This is a genomic window from Mesorhizobium sp. GW821-FHT04C10, assembly GCF_059420305.1.
The window spans coordinates 4,263,154-4,280,093 of the sequence record NZ_JBWKTL010000001.1 but is presented as its reverse complement, the minus strand read 5'-3'; the positions used below and the strand labels follow the sequence as shown (position 1 = coordinate 4,280,093).

14 protein-coding genes are annotated in these 16,940 nt (G+C 63.7%); 9 read left to right on the top strand and 5 right to left on the bottom strand.

The genetic code is table 11. The annotated features are described in order from the left end of the window. Positions 1-28: 28 nt before the first annotated feature. Complete coding sequence (locus AC07UC_RS20735) at positions 29-316, bottom strand: succinate dehydrogenase assembly factor 2 (protein ID WP_202322162.1); 288 nt, start codon at positions 314-316, stop codon at positions 29-31. A gap of 92 nt (positions 317-408) precedes the next feature. Between AC07UC_RS20735 and recG the strand changes: the two genes are divergently transcribed. Next, a complete protein-coding gene (recG, locus tag AC07UC_RS20730; RefSeq protein ID WP_494907261.1) occupies positions 409-2,517 on the top strand; it encodes an ATP-dependent DNA helicase RecG in 2,109 nt (702 codons plus the stop codon). Here recG and AC07UC_RS20725 read toward each other — a convergent pair. The 4 genes from AC07UC_RS20725 to AC07UC_RS20710 all read right to left on the bottom strand — a co-directional run bounded on the left by AC07UC_RS20725 (position 2,469) and on the right by AC07UC_RS20710 (position 7,599). After that, positions 2,469-3,221, bottom strand: a complete 753-nt coding sequence (locus AC07UC_RS20725; protein ID WP_056576606.1) for a DUF502 domain-containing protein — start codon at positions 3,219-3,221, stop codon at positions 2,469-2,471. The genes recG and AC07UC_RS20725 overlap by 49 nt on opposite strands. A gap of 93 nt (positions 3,222-3,314) precedes the next feature. Next, a complete protein-coding gene (gene glmS, locus AC07UC_RS20720; protein ID WP_494907259.1) occupies positions 3,315-5,138 on the bottom strand; it encodes a glutamine--fructose-6-phosphate transaminase (isomerizing) in 1,824 nt (607 codons plus the stop codon). Between the two features lie 199 nt (positions 5,139-5,337). Further along, positions 5,338-6,714: a bifunctional UDP-N-acetylglucosamine diphosphorylase/glucosamine-1-phosphate N-acetyltransferase GlmU gene (gene glmU / locus AC07UC_RS20715; protein ID WP_494907258.1), complete on the bottom strand. Its 1,377-nt coding sequence runs from the start codon at positions 6,712-6,714 to the stop codon at positions 5,338-5,340. 138 nt (positions 6,715-6,852) lie between these two features. Next, entirely contained in the window at positions 6,853-7,599 is a 747-nt protein-coding gene (locus AC07UC_RS20710; protein WP_056572171.1) for a cytochrome c biogenesis CcdA family protein, read from the bottom strand. A gap of 166 nt (positions 7,600-7,765) precedes the next feature. Between AC07UC_RS20710 and AC07UC_RS20705 the strand changes: the two genes are divergently transcribed. The 8 genes from AC07UC_RS20705 to rpmG all read left to right on the top strand — a co-directional run bounded on the left by AC07UC_RS20705 (position 7,766) and on the right by rpmG (position 16,858). Beyond that, entirely contained in the window at positions 7,766-8,143 is a 378-nt protein-coding gene (locus tag AC07UC_RS20705; RefSeq protein WP_140773308.1) for a COG4315 family predicted lipoprotein, read from the top strand. A gap of 360 nt (positions 8,144-8,503) precedes the next feature. After that, positions 8,504-11,140, top strand: coding sequence for a type I DNA topoisomerase (topA, locus tag AC07UC_RS20700; protein ID WP_140773307.1), 2,637 nt, complete (start codon positions 8,504-8,506; stop codon positions 11,138-11,140). A gap of 6 nt (positions 11,141-11,146) precedes the next feature. After that, a complete protein-coding gene (rnr, locus tag AC07UC_RS20695; RefSeq protein WP_494907257.1) occupies positions 11,147-13,453 on the top strand; it encodes a ribonuclease R in 2,307 nt (768 codons plus the stop codon). Beyond that, positions 13,453-13,887, top strand: a complete 435-nt coding sequence (locus AC07UC_RS20690; RefSeq protein WP_202322149.1) for a DUF983 domain-containing protein — start codon at positions 13,453-13,455, stop codon at positions 13,885-13,887. Before rnr ends, AC07UC_RS20690 begins: the two co-directional genes overlap by 1 nt. A 74-nt stretch (positions 13,888-13,961) precedes the next feature. Then, complete coding sequence (locus AC07UC_RS20685; protein ID WP_494907256.1) at positions 13,962-14,702, top strand: NUDIX hydrolase; 741 nt, start codon at positions 13,962-13,964, stop codon at positions 14,700-14,702. 104 nt (positions 14,703-14,806) lie between these two features. Beyond that, entirely contained in the window at positions 14,807-15,985 is a 1,179-nt protein-coding gene (locus tag AC07UC_RS20680; RefSeq protein ID WP_140773301.1) for an MFS transporter, read from the top strand. Between the two features lie 92 nt (positions 15,986-16,077). Continuing rightward, the gene (locus tag AC07UC_RS20675; protein WP_494907255.1) at positions 16,078-16,536 is read left to right on the top strand and encodes a YqfO family protein; all 459 of its coding nucleotides are present in this window, start codon (positions 16,078-16,080) and stop codon (positions 16,534-16,536) included. 154 nt (positions 16,537-16,690) lie between these two features. Next, entirely contained in the window at positions 16,691-16,858 is a 168-nt protein-coding gene (gene rpmG / locus AC07UC_RS20670) for a 50S ribosomal protein L33 (protein WP_006201775.1), read from the top strand. Positions 16,859-16,940 lie beyond the last annotated feature (82 nt).

The following is a 16,940-nucleotide window of genomic DNA, read 5'->3' as shown; positions in this document are numbered from 1 at the left end:
TTCGCACTTTTCCTGGAATTGCTTGTGTTCAGAAAGTCATGGTCCGGCGGGACGCCAGGATCTTTTGCAGGACGGCACAGTCGATATCCGCCGGGATCGGCCGTTCGCCGGTGATCAACGGCAGGAATTCAGTGTCGGGAATGTCGAGGAGCCTCTCATATTGGTCGATTTCCTCGTCGGTCAAGGCACCGATCTCGGCGTCGGCAAAGGTGCCGAGGATCAGATCCATCTCGCGCATGCCGCGATGCCAGGAACGGAACAAGAGCTTGCGGCGGTGGGTGTCCAGCCCCTCGCTTGATCGTTTCGTTCCGGTCATTGTGCCGCATCCTCGCTTGCTGCGGCGCATATAGCGTGGATAGAAGGTGCTGTCAGCCTTGCGCTGAGGCCGTCGCGACATAAGCTGACATCATGCGTCCTTTCATCCTCGATCCGCTGTTCGTCCCGATCACTTCGCTTGCCGGCGTCGGGCCGAAGGTTGGCGCGCTGATCGAGAAGGTCGTCACGGCTGATCTTGGTGATCGCGCGGCCCGCGCGGGCGACCTTCTGTTCGTGCTGCCGCATACCGTTATCGACCGCCGCAGCCGGCCAGGCATTGCTGGGTCCGCGGAAGGCCAGATCGTCACGCTCGACGTGCGCATCGACCGCCACCAGCCTCCGCCGCGCGGCAACAGGTCGGTGCCCTACAGGGTCTACGCTCATGACGATACCGGCGAAATCGGCCTGACCTTTTTCCATGCGCACGCCGCCTACCTCGAAAAGGCGATGCCTGTCGGCGAGCATGTCGTGGTCTCGGGCCGCATGGAATGGTTCAACGGCCGCCCGACCATGGTCCATCCCGACCATATCGCGCTGGCCAGCGAGGCGGAAAACCTGCCGCTGGTCGAACCGGTCTATCCGCTGACCGCGGGGCTCTCTGGCAAGGTGCTGCGCCGGGCGATCGGCCAGGCGCTGGCGCGCTTGCCCGAATTGCCGGAATGGCAGGACGGCGCCTTCATGCGCCGGCACACCTTTCCCACCTTTGCCGACGCGCTTACCCGTATCCACAATCCGGCGGACCCGATCGACGTTTCCATCGACGGCGCTGCCTGGCGGCGTCTTGCCTATGACGAGTTGCTGGCGGGCCAGGTCTCGCTGGCGCTGGTGCGGGCAAAGATCCGCCGCCTGTCTGGGCGCCCCCTGGTCGGCAACGGCCGCATCGTCGAGAAACTGCGTGCGGCCCTTCCCTATTCACTCACTGCAAGCCAGGAATTCGCGCTCGCCGAAATCAATGCGGACCTCGCCGACCCCGAGCGCATGCTTCGGCTTCTGCAGGGCGATGTCGGTTCGGGCAAGACGGTGGTCGCTCTGCTTGCCATGGCGCGCGCCGTCGAGGCGGGCGGCCAGGCGGCACTGATGGCGCCGACCGAAATCCTGGCGCGCCAGCATCTGGCGACGATCGCGCTGCTTGCGGCCAAGGTCGGGCTGCGCATCGCCATCCTTACCGGCCGCGAGAAAGGCCGCGAACGCACCGAAACGCTGGCTGGCCTGGCGAGCGGCGAGATCGACATCGTCGTCGGCACCCATGCCCTGTTCCAGGAGACGGTCACCTTCCACGACCTGGTCCTGGCCGTGATCGACGAACAGCATCGCTTCGGCGTTCACCAACGGCTCGCCATCACCGCCAAGGGCGATGCGCCCGACATGCTGGTGATGACCGCGACGCCTATCCCGCGCACGCTGGTGCTGACCGCCTTCGGCGACATGGATGTCTCGAAGCTGACGGAAAAACCGGCCGGCCGCCAGCCGATTCGCACTGTCACACTGCCGCTCGAGCGTCTCGACGAACTGGTCGGCCGCATGGAGGACGCGGTCGCCGGTGGCCAGAAGATCTACTGGATCTGCCCGTTGGTGGAAGAGTCGGAAGAGATCAAGTTGATGTCGGCCGAGGATCGCTTCGCTTCGCTGAAGCCGTTGTTCGGTGACCGCATCGGCCTCGTCCACGGCCGCATGAAGGGCGCCGAGAAGGACGAGGCCATGCGCGCCTTCAAGGAGGGCGAGACCCGCATCCTGATCGCCACCACGGTCATCGAGGTTGGTGTCGACGTGCCGGACGCTACCGTCATGGTCATCGAGCATGCCGAACGCTTTGGCCTTGCGCAGTTGCACCAGCTGCGCGGCCGGGTCGGGCGCGGCGACAAGCCCTCCTCCTGCGTGCTGCTCTACAAGGATCCGCTCGGCGAGACCGCAAAACGCCGGCTGTCGGTGATGCGCGAGACCGAGGACGGCTTTTTGATCGCCGAGGAAGATCTGAAATTGCGCGGCGAAGGCGAACTTCTGGGGACCCGCCAGTCCGGTACGCCGGGGTTCCAGGTGGCGCGCATCGAGGCGCATGCCGATCTGTTGGAAGCAGCCCGCGACGATGCGAGGCTGATCCTGTCGCGCGACCCCGAGTTGCAGTCCGACCGGGGTGAGGCGCTGCGCCTGCTGCTCTACTTGTTCGGCCGCGACGAGGCGGTGCGGCTCTTGCGCGCCGGATGAGGCCCTAGCGGCGGATTGGCGACCGTTCCGTTGATCGGCTCGCCGTTCAGCGTCACCAATTTCGTCTTCACCTCGGGCGCCACCAGCCCGGCGGAGACGATCAGCTTGGCGCCGTCCTCGATCGTCATGTCGAGCAGCACGATGTCCGACTTCGGCACGTACATCAGGAATCCGGTTGTCGGATTCGGCGTGCAAGGCATGAACACGGCAATCAGCGGATCGCCTTCCTGGTCGAGCTTCTCATTGATCTCGGTTTCTTTTTCGCTGGCGACAAAGACCAGCGACCACACGCCCTTGCGTGGATATTCGACCAGCCCGACCTGGCGGAACATGTCGCCCTTGTTCGACAGCACGGTCTCGAAAATCTGCTTCAGCGAGCCATAGATACCGCGCACCAGCGGCATGCGGCCAAGCAGGCGCTCGCCGAAACCGACAATGGCGCGGCCGACAATGTTGGCGGCGAGGAAACCGATCAGCGTGATCAGGATCAGGGCGACGATCAGCCCGAATCCCGGAACCGGAAATGGCAAATAGGTGTCGGGGCTGTAACGCGCCGGAATATAGGGCTTTACCCAGGAATCGACCCAGCCGATGAACGACCAGGCGATATAGGCGGTGATCGCCAGCGGCGCGCAGACGATGAAGCCCGTGAGGAAATAGTTCCTCAGCCGGGTCATGCCGGAGGTCTTCGGAGCATCGGACATGGTTCACCGGGGCGCGGGTTGCGGCGCAACATTAGTGAACCGGACGGCCGTTTGGAACTGCGAAGTTTTTAAAGAGCGCCTGTTGAGGCGCCCCTACTCCACCGTGACAGATTTCGCCAGGTTGCGGGGCTGGTCGACGTCGGTGCCCATGAAGACGGCGGTGAAATAGGCCAGCATCTGGATCGGCAATGCGTAGATGATCGGCGAGATGATTTCGGGCACGTCCGGCAGGATGATCGTCTCCATCGTCTTCACGCTCGCCTGAGCCGCCCCCTTGCTGTCGGTGATCAGGATGATCTTGCCGCCGCGCGCCGCCACTTCCTGCATGTTGGACACCGTCTTCTCGAAGATCCGGTCATGCGGCGCGATCACGATGACCGGCATGTTCTCGTCGATCAGCGCGATCGGCCCGTGCTTCAGCTCGCCGGCCGCATAGCCTTCGGCGTGGATATAGGAGATTTCCTTGAGCTTCAGCGCGCCTTCCATGGCCAGCGGGAAATTGGTGTCGCGGCCGAGATAGAGCACATCGGAATAGCGTGACAGCTCCCGCGCGATGCGCTCGATCTGCTCCTCGAGCTTGAGCACCTGGTTGGCATAGCGCGGCGCTTCCGAGAGCGCCCGCACCAGGGTCTTTTCCTGCTCCTTCGAGATCGCCCCGCGCGCCACGCCGGCGCGCACCGCAAGCGATGCCAGCACCGAAAGCTGGCAAGTAAAAGCCTTGGTCGAGGCGACGCCGATCTCCGGTCCGGCCAGCGTCGGCAGCACGACATCGGATTCGCGCGCCATGGTCGATTCCCGCACATTGACGACGGCGCCGATCTTCATGCCGGCCTTGCGGCAGTAGCGCAGCGAGGCCAGCGTGTCGGCGGTCTCGCCCGACTGCGAGATGAAGAAGGCGGCATCGTTGGCCGACAGCGGCATCTCGCGATAGCGGAACTCCGAGGCGACATCGATGTCGACCGGCAGCCGCGCATAGCGCTCGAACCAGTATTTGCCGATCAGGCCGGCGAGATAGGCGGTGCCGCAGGCCGAGATCGCCAGCCGGCCGATCCTGGCGAAGTCGAACGGCAGGTCGAGCGGCTTCGAAACACCGGAGACGAAGTCGACATAATGCGCCAGCGTGTGCGAGATCACCTCGGGCTGCTCATGGATTTCCTTCTCCATGAAATGACGGCGGTTGCCCTTGTCGACCATGAAGGAGGTCGACAGCGACTGCTGGCGCTTGCGCTCGACTTGTCTGCCGTCGATGTCGAAGATGGCGACGCTGTCGCGGCGCACCACCGCCCAGTCGCCGTCCTCCAGATAGGTGATCGAATTGGTGAAGGGCGCCAGCGCGATGGCGTCGGAGCCCAAAAACATCTCGCCGTCGCCATGGCCGACGGCCAGCGGCGGGCCGTTGCGGGCGCCGACGATCAGGTCTTCGTCGCCCTTGAACATGATGGCCAGCGCAAAGGCGCCTTCGAGCCGCTTCAGCGCCTGGTGCGCGGCCTCGACGGGCTTGCGCCCCCTGGCCAGTTCGCGCGCCACCAGATGGGCGACGACCTCGGTGTCGGTCTGCGAGGAGAAGGAATAGCCGTCGCGCGTCAGTTCATCGCGTAGTTCGGCGAAATTCTCGATGATGCCATTGTGGACGATGGCGACACCGTCGGAAAAATGCGGGTGCGCATTGGTTTCGTTGGGCACGCCATGGGTCGCCCAGCGCGTGTGGCCGATGCCGATCGTGCCCTCGAGCGGCTCGTCCTTGAGCCGGCGTTCGAGATTGATCAGCTTGCCCTCGGCGCGACGGCGGCCAAGCTGCCCCTTCTCGATGGTGGCCACACCGGCCGAGTCATAGCCGCGATATTCCAACCGCTTCAGCGCGTCGACGATGAGCGGTGCAACCTGCGAGTGGCCGACGATTCCAACGATACCGCACATGCAGACAGTCCCCAATTCCCCATGGAAAACCAGCGCTATTTAGGGATGGCCGGCCTGCCGTGAAAGTCACATTGCATTTCGTCCGGTGTAACGGACGTTTCTCAACGCATGCACCATGCCAGACCGCTCTTGCAATCCGGTTACTGCAATTGATCGGATTTCAATTGCTTCAGGAAGAAAGCAGCCCGCCGACTGACCGCTAATGATCGGCGCCAGCGGCCTTCTTCTTCGCCGCCGCGGCCGAGGCAAATCGCTCGCGCAATTCCTTGCCCTTGCCGGGAATGGTCTTCTGGCGGGCGCGGCCGAAGGCCAGCGCATCGTCGGGCACGCTTTCAGTGATGACGCTGCCCGACGCAATGTAGCCGCCCTTGCCGATCGATACCGGCGCCACCAGCGACGAGTTCGAGCCGACAAAGGCGCCCTCGCCGATGTCGGTGAAGAATTTCGAATAGCCGTCATAGTTGCAGGTGATGGTGCCGGCACCGATATTGGCGCCCGCGCCGACACGTGCATCGCCGATATACGTCAAATGGTTGACCTTGGCGCCCTCCTCGACAACAGCCTGCTTGACCTCGCAGAAATTGCCGACCTTGGCCTTCTGCCTGAGATCGGCGCCTGGCCGCAGCCGAGCGAATGGCCCGACATCGCAATTGGCCGCGATGGTGGCGCCTTCGATATGGCTGAAGGCATGGATCTTGGCGCCGCCGGCGATCTTCACGCCCGGACCAAACCAGACATTGGGTTCGACCAGCGTGTCGGCGCCGATCTCGGTGTCGTGCGAGAAATAGACCGTTTCCGGCGCGATTAGCGTCACGCCCGACAGCATCGCCTCCTGGCGTCGACGCTGCTGCCAGATGCCCTCCGCCTGCGCCAGTTCGGCGCGGTTGTTGATGCCGAGCGCATTCTCGAAACTGGCTTCGGTGGCGACGACATCGAGACCTTGCGCGCCCGCGATCTCGACAATGTCGGTCAGATAATACTCGCCCTTGGCATTCTTGTTGCCAACCGCGTCGAGCAGCTTCAGCGCATGGGTGCCGGCGACCGCCATCATGCCGGCATTGCAGAAGGTGATTTTCTTCTCAGCTTCGGAACAGTCGTTCTCTTCGCGGATGGCGATCAGCTTGCCACCTTTTTCGACCAGCCTGCCATAGCCGTTTGGATTTGGCGTTCGGAAGCCGATCACCGCGACGGCCGCGCCTTCGGCGAGCTTCATCCGCGCCAGGGTCAAAGCCTCCGCATCGATCAGCGGCGTGTCGCCGAACATCACCAGGATGTCGTCATAACCCCTTGATATCGCTTCACGGGCGGCAAGAACGGCGTGCGCCGTACCCAATCGCTTGTCCTGCACGAAGGTCTCGGCCTTGGGTGAGAACTTCGCCACCGCCTTGCGCATCTCTTCCGCGCCATGGCCGATGACGATCGCATCGCTGCTGGCACCGGCGGCGTCGGCCGCCTTCACCACATGGGCGACCATCGGCAGGCCTGCGATCGGATGCAGCACCTTCGGCAGCGCGCTCTTCATGCGCGTGCCTTCGCCGGCGGCGAGGATGACAGACAGGCAGGATCTCTGGCTCATGGAAGGACAACCATAGGAAAAGGGTTGGGAATCAAAACAGGATAGCAGCGGCGCCATGCTGCACCAATGCGGTTAAATTCCGGTGAGATGGTCGAGCAGCTGACTCTTAATCAGCTGGTCCACGGTTCAACCCTGCGCCTATCCCAGCCGCCCCAGCACCGGGAAATTCTCAAGCAGCCAATACGACACCGTCTGCACGCCTCCGGTAAGGAAAAACACGCCGGCGACCACCAGCAGCGCGCCGATCGCCTTTTCGACGCGGCCGAGATGGACGCGGAATTTGCCAAGGAAGCGCATGAAGGCACCAGAAAACAGCGCGGCGATCAGGAAGGGTATGCCAAGCCCCAGCGAATAGGCGGCGAGCAGCAGAGCGCCCTCGCCCACCGTTTCGCGCCCGCCGGCCAGCGTCAGGATCGGTCCCAGCACCGGGCCGATGCAGGGCGTCCAGCCAAAGGCGAAGGCCAGCCCCATGACATAGGCGGCGACGGCGCTGGCCGGCTTGCCCTGCGACTGGAAGCGCGCCTCGCGCGACAGCAGCGGAATGCGCAGGATGCCGAGGAAATTCAGGCCCATCAGGATGATCAGCACGCCGGCGGCCATCGCCAGCGGCTCCTGCCAGACACGCAGCAGCCGGCCTATGGTCGAGGCGCCGGCGCCGAGCGCCACGAACACGGTCGAGAAGCCGAGCACGAAAGCGATCGAGGAATAAAGCAGCGCGCCGCGCGCGCCCTGCCTTGCCGTCACGCCCGCATTGCCGCGGAAATCCTCGACCGACACGCCGGCCATGTAGCAGAGATAGGGCGGCACCAGCGGCAGCACGCATGGTGACAGGAACGAGATGGCCCCCGCCCCGACCGCGCTGACATAGCCGATATCCAATGCCATTCCCTGAGCTCCGACTGTTTGGCGACGATATAGCGGCACGCGGGTTTGTCCGCCAATCACCATCATGTGGCAAGTCATCGCGGGGAAGAAAGCACCCGCGGCTGGCGTTGATAGGACGAGACCGCGATTTCCCGCGCGTCTCCAGATATCAGCCAGGGAGATTTCCATGAAAACGATAGCCGCAGGGTTGGCCGCACTCCTGCTCAGCACCGCCGCGTCCTACGCCGCCGAAGCGTGGAAGGAAGCCAAGGTCAATGGCACCAAGATCTACACCGACGCCAAGGGCATGACGCTTTACACCTATGACAAGGACGAGAAGGGCAAGACCAATTGCTACGACAAATGCGCCGCCAACTGGCCGCCGTTGAAGGCCAAGGCCGGCGCCAAGGCGCAGGACGAATGGAGCGTGGTCGACCGAACCGACGGCACCAAGATGTGGGCCTATGACGGCAAGCCGGTCTACACCTTCATCAAGGACAAGAAAGCCGGAGACATGAGCGGTGACGGTGTCGCCGGCGTCTGGCATATCGTCAAGGCCGACTGAGCCTCCATTCCCGTTCCCGCTAGCTGGCGGGACATGGAGCTGGTCGCCGGCGTCCCCCAATGCATTTGGCGGCCAGCTTCTTCTTGCGCAATGTGAGCCAGGCTCCCCGCGCAACACAATTCGTCGACTCATCGGACGCGCGCGGTCGTTTTCGCCGACTTGCGACCGCCAACTCTCCTAATCGAAATTCTGTGATTTTCTCCATACACTCTTAGAGTGTATTGCTGCCGGCGACCTCGCAATTTGGGCGCTTCCCCTTGACCGGATGCAAAAGCGCGGCCATGTGAGCGACAAACAGAAACGAGATTTCGTCGCGCGCAGCGGAATTCTTCTGGCGCATCACAGCAGATAAGAGACCTCATGGACGTCGTCGTCGTCGAATCGCCGGCCAAGGCTAAGACAATCAACAAATATCTGGGCAGGAACTACAAGGTTCTGGCCTCGTTCGGCCATGTCCGCGATTTGCCGGCCAAGGACGGCTCGGTGCGCCCGGATGAAGACTTCGCCATGTCCTGGGCGGTCGACACGGCATCGGGCAAGCGGCTCGCCGACATCGCCAAGGCGGTCAAGGACGCAGACGGCCTGATCCTCGCCACCGACCCTGATCGCGAAGGCGAGGCCATCTCCTGGCATGTGCTGGAAGTGTTGAAGCAGAAGCGCGCGCTGAAGGACAAGCCCGTCAGCCGCGTCGTCTTCAACGCCATCACCAAATCGTCGGTGCTGGAAGCGATGGCCAATCCGCGCCAGATCGATGCGCCGCTGGTCGATGCCTATCTCGCCCGCCGGGCGCTCGACTATCTCGTCGGCTTCACGCTGTCGCCGGTTCTGTGGCGCAAGCTGCCTGGCGCCCGTTCCGCCGGCCGCGTCCAGTCGGTGGCGCTGCGTCTGGTCTGCGACCGCGAATCCGAGATCGAACGCTTCATCCGCGAGGAATATTGGCAGATCGCCGCGATCCTCGGCACGCCGCGCAACGAGAATTTCGAAGCACGGCTGACCGCCTTCGAGCGCAAGAAGCTGCAAAAGCTCGACATTGCCAACAAGGCGCAGGCCGACGACATCAAGGCGATGCTCGAGGGCGCGACCTTCAAGGCGCTGTCCGTCGAAGCCAAGCCGACCAAGCGCAATCCCGGCCCGCCCTTCACCACCTCGACGCTGCAGCAGGCCGCCTCGTCGGGCCTCGGTTTCTCGGCCACGCGCACCATGCAGGTGGCGCAGCGCCTCTATGAAGGTATGGAGATCGGCGGCGAGACCACCGGCCTGATCACCTATATGCGAACCGACGGTGTGCAGATGGCGCCCGAGGCCATTTCTGGTGCTCGGGACGCCATTGCCAAGGAATTCGGCCCAAAGTACCTACCGGAGAAGCCGCGCCAATACACCGCCAAGGCCAAGAACGCCCAGGAAGCGCACGAAGCGATCCGGCCGACCGACTTCATGCGCACCCCGGCATCGGTGAGGCAGTATCTCGATTCCGACCAGTTGCGGCTCTATGAGCTGATCTGGAAGCGCGCCATCGCCAGCCAGATGCAGCCGGCCGAGATCGAGCGCACCACCGTCGAGATCGAGGCCGTCAACGGCGCCCGTACCGCCGAGCTTCGCGCCGTCGGTTCGGTCGTTCGCTTCGACGGCTTCATCGCCGCCTACACCGACCAGAAGGACGACGACGCCGAAGACGAGGAAAACCGTCGTCTGCCGGAGATCCGTGCCGGCGAGCAGCTTGCCCGCCAGGCGATCAACGCCACCCAGCACACGACCGAGCCGCCGCCGCGCTATTCCGAGGCCTCGCTGATCAAGAAGCTGGAAGAGCTCGGCATCGGCCGGCCGTCGACCTATACGGCAATCCTGAAGACGCTCGAGGACCGCGACTACGTCACGATCGACAAGCGCCGGCTGGTGCCGCAGGCCAAGGGCCGTCTGTTGTCCGCCTTCCTCGAAAGTTTCTTCGAGCGCTATGTCGAATACGACTTCACCGCCTCGCTCGAGGAAAAGCTCGACGAGATCTCCGACGGCAAGCTCGCCTGGAAGGACGTGCTGCGCGATTTCTGGAAGGATTTTTCGGGCGCGGTCGCCGACATCAAGGAACTGCGCGTCACCGACGTCCTCGACGCGCTCAACGAGGAACTGGCGCCGCTGGTCTTTCCCGCCCGCGAGGACGGCTCGAACCCGCGCATCTGCCCGAAATGCGGCACTGGCAATCTGTCGCTGAAGCTCGGCAAGTTCGGCGCCTTCGTCGGCTGCTCGAACTATCCCGAATGCTCGTTCACCCGCCAGCTCGGCGACGCCGCCAATCCGAACGGCGAGAATGGCGGCGGCGAGGACGGCACCAAGGTGCTCGGCAAGGATCCTTACACGGCTGAGGAAATCACCCTGCGCTCCGGCCGCTTCGGCCCCTATATCCAGCGCGGCGACGGCAAGGAAGCCAAGCGTTCGAGCCTGCCCAAGGGCTGGACGCCCGACTCCATCGACCATGAGAAGGCGCTCGCGCTTCTGGGTCTGCCGCGCGACGTGGGAAAACACCCCGAGAGCGGCAAGATGATCTCGGCCGGACTCGGCCGTTACGGTCCGTTCGTCCTTCATGATGGCACCTACGCCAATCTCGACAGCATCGAGGACGTGTTCTCCATCGGCCTCAACCGCGCCGTCACGGTGATTGCCGAGAAGCAATCCAAGGGCAAGGGCGGCCGCAATGGCGGCACGGCCGCGGCCCTGAAAGAACTTGGCGACCATCCGGACGGCGGCGGCAAGATCGTCGTGCGCGACGGCAAGTACGGGCCATACGTCAATTTCGGCAAGGTCAATGCCACGCTGCCCAAGGGCAAGGATCCGCAATCGGTGACGATTGAGGACGCGCTGGCGCTGATTGCCGAGAAGGAAGCCAAGGGCGGCGGCGGCAAGAAGCCGTTCCGCAAGGCGGCAGCGGCCAAGGCACCGGCGGCCAAGAAAACAGCGGCCCCAAAGCCGGCTGCGAAGAAGCCGACCGCGAAGAAAAAAGGGTAGGACAGCGTGGCGCGCAGGATCACCGGAAGAAGCCACGGCGATCCGCGCACCGCCGACACGAGGGCCAAGGTCAAGGACGACTACAAGCCTTCTCGTGACGAGATCCTGCGCTACATCGCCGAAAATCCCGACCGGGCGGGAAAACGCGACATCGCCAAGGCGTTCGCGCTGCGCGGCGACGACCGCATCTGGCTGAAAGATCTCCTGCGTGACATGCAGGATGAGGGCGTGCTCACCAAGGAGCGCAAGCGGCTGGCCCGCGTCGGCGCCCTGCCCCATGTCGCCGTGCTCGACATTTTTGGCCGCGACGGCGACGGTGTCCTGCTGGCGCATCCAGCCGAGTCCGTGGGCTCGGGCGAACCACCCGTCGTATCGATCCGCGTGTCGCGCGGCGGCAACGGACCGGCGCCGGGCATCGGCGACCGCGTCCTGGCCAAGACCTTCCCGACCGATGACCCGTCAGGCCCCGCCTATACCGGACGGGTGATGAAGATCTTCGAGAAGCGCAACGATGCCGTTCTCGGCGTCTTCCGCGTGCTGCAGGACGGTACCTTCCGCATTGAACCAGTGGAACGGCGCCAGCCGGAGCTGATCGTCGACAAGGAATTCCAGAACGGCGCCAAGAATGGCGACCTGGTCGAGGTCGAGCCGGCACGCGCTTCCCGTTATGGGTTGCCGAGAGCCAAGGTGCTCAACGTGCTTGGCTCGCTGACCAGCGAAAAGGCGGTCTCGATGATCGCCATTCATGCCCACGACATTCCGCACATCTTCCCGGCCGACGTCATCGCCGAGGCCGAGGCGGTGAAGCCCGCGACGATGGCCAATCGCGAGGACTGGCGCGACCTGCCACTGGTCACTATCGATCCGGCCGACGCCAAGGACCATGATGATGCTGTCTTCGCGACGCCTGACCTCGACGAAAAGAATCCGGGCGGCGTGATCGCCACCGTCGCGATCGCCGATGTTGCCGCCTATGTCCGCTACGGCACGGCACTCGACCGCGAGGCGCTGAAGCGTGGCAATTCGGTCTATTTCCCGGATCGCGTCGTGCCGATGCTGCCCGAGCGCATTTCCAACGACCTCTGCTCGCTGCGCGAAGGCCAGGACCGGCCGGCGCTGGCGGTGCGCATGACCTTCTCCGCCGACGGCCACAAGATCAGGCATTCCTTTCACCGCGTGATGATGAAGTCCGCGGCGAAGCTCGCCTACCCCCAGGCCCAGGCGGCGATCGACGGCGCGCCGGACGACAAGACCGGCCCGATCCTCGACACGGTGCTGAGGCCTCTATGGGATGCCTATGCGATCCTCAAGCGCGGTCGCGATGGCCGCCAGCCGCTCGAACTCGACCTCCCGGAGCGCAAGATCCTGCTCAAGCCGGATGGCACGGTCGATCGCGTCATCGTGCCGGAACGGCTCGATGCCCACAAGCTGATCGAAGAATTCATGATCCAGGCCAATGTTGCCGCGGCCGAGACGCTGGAGGCGAAGAAGCAGGCGCTGGTCTACCGTGTCCACGACGCGCCTTCGCTCGCCAAGCAGGAATCGCTGCGCGAATTCTTGGCAACGCTTGGCCTGTCGCTGGCGCGCGGGGCGCAGATGCGGCCCAGCCAGTTCAACGGCATTCTCGAGCGCGTGCATGGCGCCGACAACGAGGCGCTGGTCAACGAGGTGGTGTTGCGCTCGCAGAGCCAGGCCGAATATTCACCCGGGAATATCGGCCATTTCGGCCTCAACCTCAGGCGCTACGCGCATTTCACCTCGCCGATCCGCCGCTATGCCGACCTGATCGTGCATCGCGGACTCATTGCCGCACTCGGCCTCGGTCCCGGCGGGCTGACGCAAGAAGAGGAAGCGCGGCTGGAGGATGTCGCGGTGCTGATCTCCGGCACCGAACGTCGCGCCATGGCGGCCGAGCGCGACACGGTCGACCGGCTGATATCAGCCTATCTCGCCGAGCGCATCGACGACCGCTTCGACGCCCGCATCTCCGGCGTCACCAAATCAGGACTATTTGTCCAATTGCCGCAATATGGCGCCGATGGTTTCATCCCCGTCTCAACTCTGGGCGGCGATTACTATATATACGACGAAACGGCCCGCTCCCTGTTCGGGGAACGCTCGGGAAAAGGCTACCAGCTCGCGGACCGCGTCGAGGTTCGGCTCGTCGAGGTGGCGCCTATGGCCGGCGCGATGCGTTTCGAGATGTTGACCGACCCGAAGCCCCTGCCAGGCTCCACCAGGTCGTTTCACAAGGCTAAGGGTCGTGCCCGTGCATCGCAATCGCGACCGGGGTCGCGCGGCAGGAGACGATGATGGAACAACAGGTTTTCGGCGGCGAGCATCAGTCGGGCCGGGTTGCCCGCCCCTTGTGGACGGCAATGAAGCGCGGCTTTTTGGGGCGCTGCCCGAACTGCGGCGAAGGCAAGCTGTTTCGCGGCTTCACCAAGACCGTCGAGACCTGCAGCGTCTGCGGCGAGGAGATCCATCACCATCGCGCCGACGACCTGCCGGCCTATCTGGTCATCGTCATCGTCGGCCACATCGTTCTCGGTGCCTTCATGGGCGTGGAAGCGACGTCGACCTTGTCCACCTGGCAGCACATCCTCATTTGGGTGCCCCTGACCATCTTGCTGTCGGTAGCGCTGCTGCAGCCTGTCAAAGGCGCCGTCATCGGACTGCAATGGGCGTTCTATATGCACGGCTTCGGCGGCGAAAAGGATGGGATTGAGCCTCATCCGAGAGCCTAAAGCTCTGGCTGGCGCAACATACCGACCGTGAAGGCCACTTTCGCTTGCCAGAAGTTTCCGCTAGGTCCCTGCGCATGGAAGCAATGACCAAGGTGGACGTCGACAAGCTCGACAAGGGTCTTGCCGCGCATAGCGGCCGGCCTCCGCGTCCGCGTGACGCCGCGACGCTGATCCTGCTCGACCGCAAGGGCGATGAGGTGCTGGTGCTCATGGGCCGCCGTCACGCCGGCCACGCGTTCATGCCAGGCAAGTTCGTGTTTCCCGGCGGCCGCACGGATCCGGCGGACAGCCGAATCGCGACCGCCACCGCATTGCACCGCGACGAGGAAGCAAAGCTGCTTGCTGGTCCCGGCCGCACCAGTGCGGCGCGAGCCCGGGCAGTCGCGCTGTCCGCTATCCGCGAAACCTATGAGGAAGCCGGGCTGCTGATAGGCCAGAAGGCCCCCTTTGCCACCGACAAGCGTGACTGGCAGGGTTTTGTCGAACACGGCGTAAGGCCGTCACTGGAAACGCTGCGTTTCATCGCGCGCGCCATCACCCCACCCAACCGGATACGCCGCTTCGACACCCGTTTCTTCAGCGCCTGGCGCAACGATGTCGCCGTCGAACTGCCCGGCGGCGGGCCGACCAACGAACTCGAGGAACTGGTCTGGCTGCCGCTCGCCAAGGCCCGGGAAGCCGACATACCCGACATCACGCGAATGATCCTGGACGAGCTGGAAAAGCGCCTCGCCCACGATCCACTGCTGCGTCCGGGTGGCCCCGTCCCCTTCTACCGACTTGTCCGAAACCGCTTCACCCGCGAACTTCTGTAGGGCAATTCCAGGGAAAAGTGTGACGCGGTTTTCCCGGGAAAAGCGCGCAGCACTTTTCCCCAGGGAATTGCGTAAGATCAAAGAGACAGAGTATTCAGCATCCCATGACGGTCGATACCCAACCCAAGGGCGACGAACGCGTACACTGGCTGCCGATGGTGGCGGCGATCTCGTCGATCAGCGTCGTCGGCATAGCCATTGGCCTCGGCATGCCCCTGCTCAGCGTCATCCTGGAAACGCGGGGCCACTCGGCTTCGATGATCGGCCTCAACACCGCCGTCGCCGGCCTGGCCTCGATCGCCGGCGCGCCGTTGGCCACACCGCTCGCCATGCGCTTCGGCGTCGCCTGGACCATGATCGGGATGATCGCCGCCGGCGCCCTGGCCTTCGTCGGCTTCCATTTCGCGCCCGACTTCTGGATGTGGTTTCCGCTGCGCATCGTGCTGCATATCGCGTTGACGGTGCTGTTCATCCTGTCGGAATTCTGGATCAGCACGTCGGCACCGCCGCACCGGCGCGGTCTTGTGCTTGGCATCTACGCCACCGTCCTGTCGCTCGGCTTTGCCGCCGGACCGTGGCTGTTCGCCCATCTTGGCAGCTCCGGCTTCAGGCCGTTCGGCGTCATCATCGTGCTGGTGACGCTGGCCGCGATACCGGTGCTGGCCGCGCGCAATGAAAGCCCCTCCATTGTTGCCGATGGCGAAACCAGCAACTTCCTTCGCTACATCTGGCTAGTGCCATCGGCGACCGCCGCCGTGCTTGTATTCGGTGCGGTCGAAACCGGCGGCTTCGCGCTGTTTCCGATCTACGGCAACCGCATCGGCTATTCGGAAGCCGACGCCGCATTGCTGCTGACCATGATCGGTCTCGGCAATGTGCTGCTGCAGATCCCGATCGGCATGATCAGCGACCGGGTCAGCGACCGCCGCTATCTGCTGCTCGCCTGCGCCACGGTCGGCCTTGTCGGCACGGTCTTCATGCCCTTCTTCGCCCAGAATTGGCACCTGATGGCCGCCCTTCTGTTCGTCTGGGGCGGCGTAGTCGCCGCTATGTACACGATCGGTCTTGCCCATCTCGGCTCGCAGCTTTCCGGTCATGAACTGGCATCCGCCAACGCCGCCTTCGTGCTCTGCTATGGTGTCGGCATGGTGCTTGGCCCCCAGGCGATCGGCATCGGCATGGACGCCTTCGGTCCGTCCGGTTTCGGCTGGTCGCTCGGCCTGTTCTTTGGCGCCTACATGGCGCTGGTTGGCGTCAGGCTCGTCCGCAAAATTCTCCTTTGACCCTTTGAGACAGCGACCGCTGCTGACAGAACCGTGTCAGCAGCGTCAGGTTAAAAGAGTGTCCCCCAAGAACGGAAGTTGAGGACACTCCCATGATCGACAGCGGCTTTGAAACCACATCATTGCGAATGACGCTCCTGCTGCTTGTGACCTTCCAGGCCCCGGCCGCGGATGTCGACCGCATCATGGACGCGGTCGTAGCGATCGCCCCGCTGGCCATGGGCAAATACGACCGCAACGCCTATCAGTCGGCACACGGCATCGAGCGCTACAGGCCGCTTGAAGGGGCCGCGGCCGGCGCCGAAATCGAATTGCGCCGCCGCCCGGGCACGGTCGAGGTTTCATTCGAACTGCCTGACGACCAGGCGCTGGCAAGCCGCGTCGTCGAGGCGATTTTCCAGGCCCATTCCTATCAGGAACCGGTGATCCGCCTCCAGCCGATCCTCGCCAGCCGATCAAAGGGGCTGGATGACCGCGCCAATCCGAATCGTTGGTGGAACACGACCGGAGACTGGAAGAAGGTTGCCGTGCCAGAGACGGAAAACGTCTGATTTACGCGTAATGGGCCACCCGGACGGGCCACATCAGGTCCGCCGGGCTTGACTTTCCAGGCACGTTCTTTATGTGTCGCGCCAAGTTTCCCGCGTCCGGGTGTTTTCCCCGTGCTCCAGCGGCCAAAACTCCACGAACAAACGGACTGATACCATGGCCAAAGCCGCAAACATCAAGATCAAGCTTCTGTCGACCGCCGACACCGGTTTCTTCTACGTGACCAGCAAGAACAGCCGTACCAAGACCGACAAGCTGTCGTTCCGCAAGTACGACCCGGTCGCCAAGAAGCACGTCGAATTCAAGGAAACCAAGATCAAGTAATCTGGGTTTCCCCTTGCAAACAAAAACGCCGCCCATCGGGCGGCGTTTTTGTTTGCCAAGGCAGAGGCGGCGGGCTCGCTCC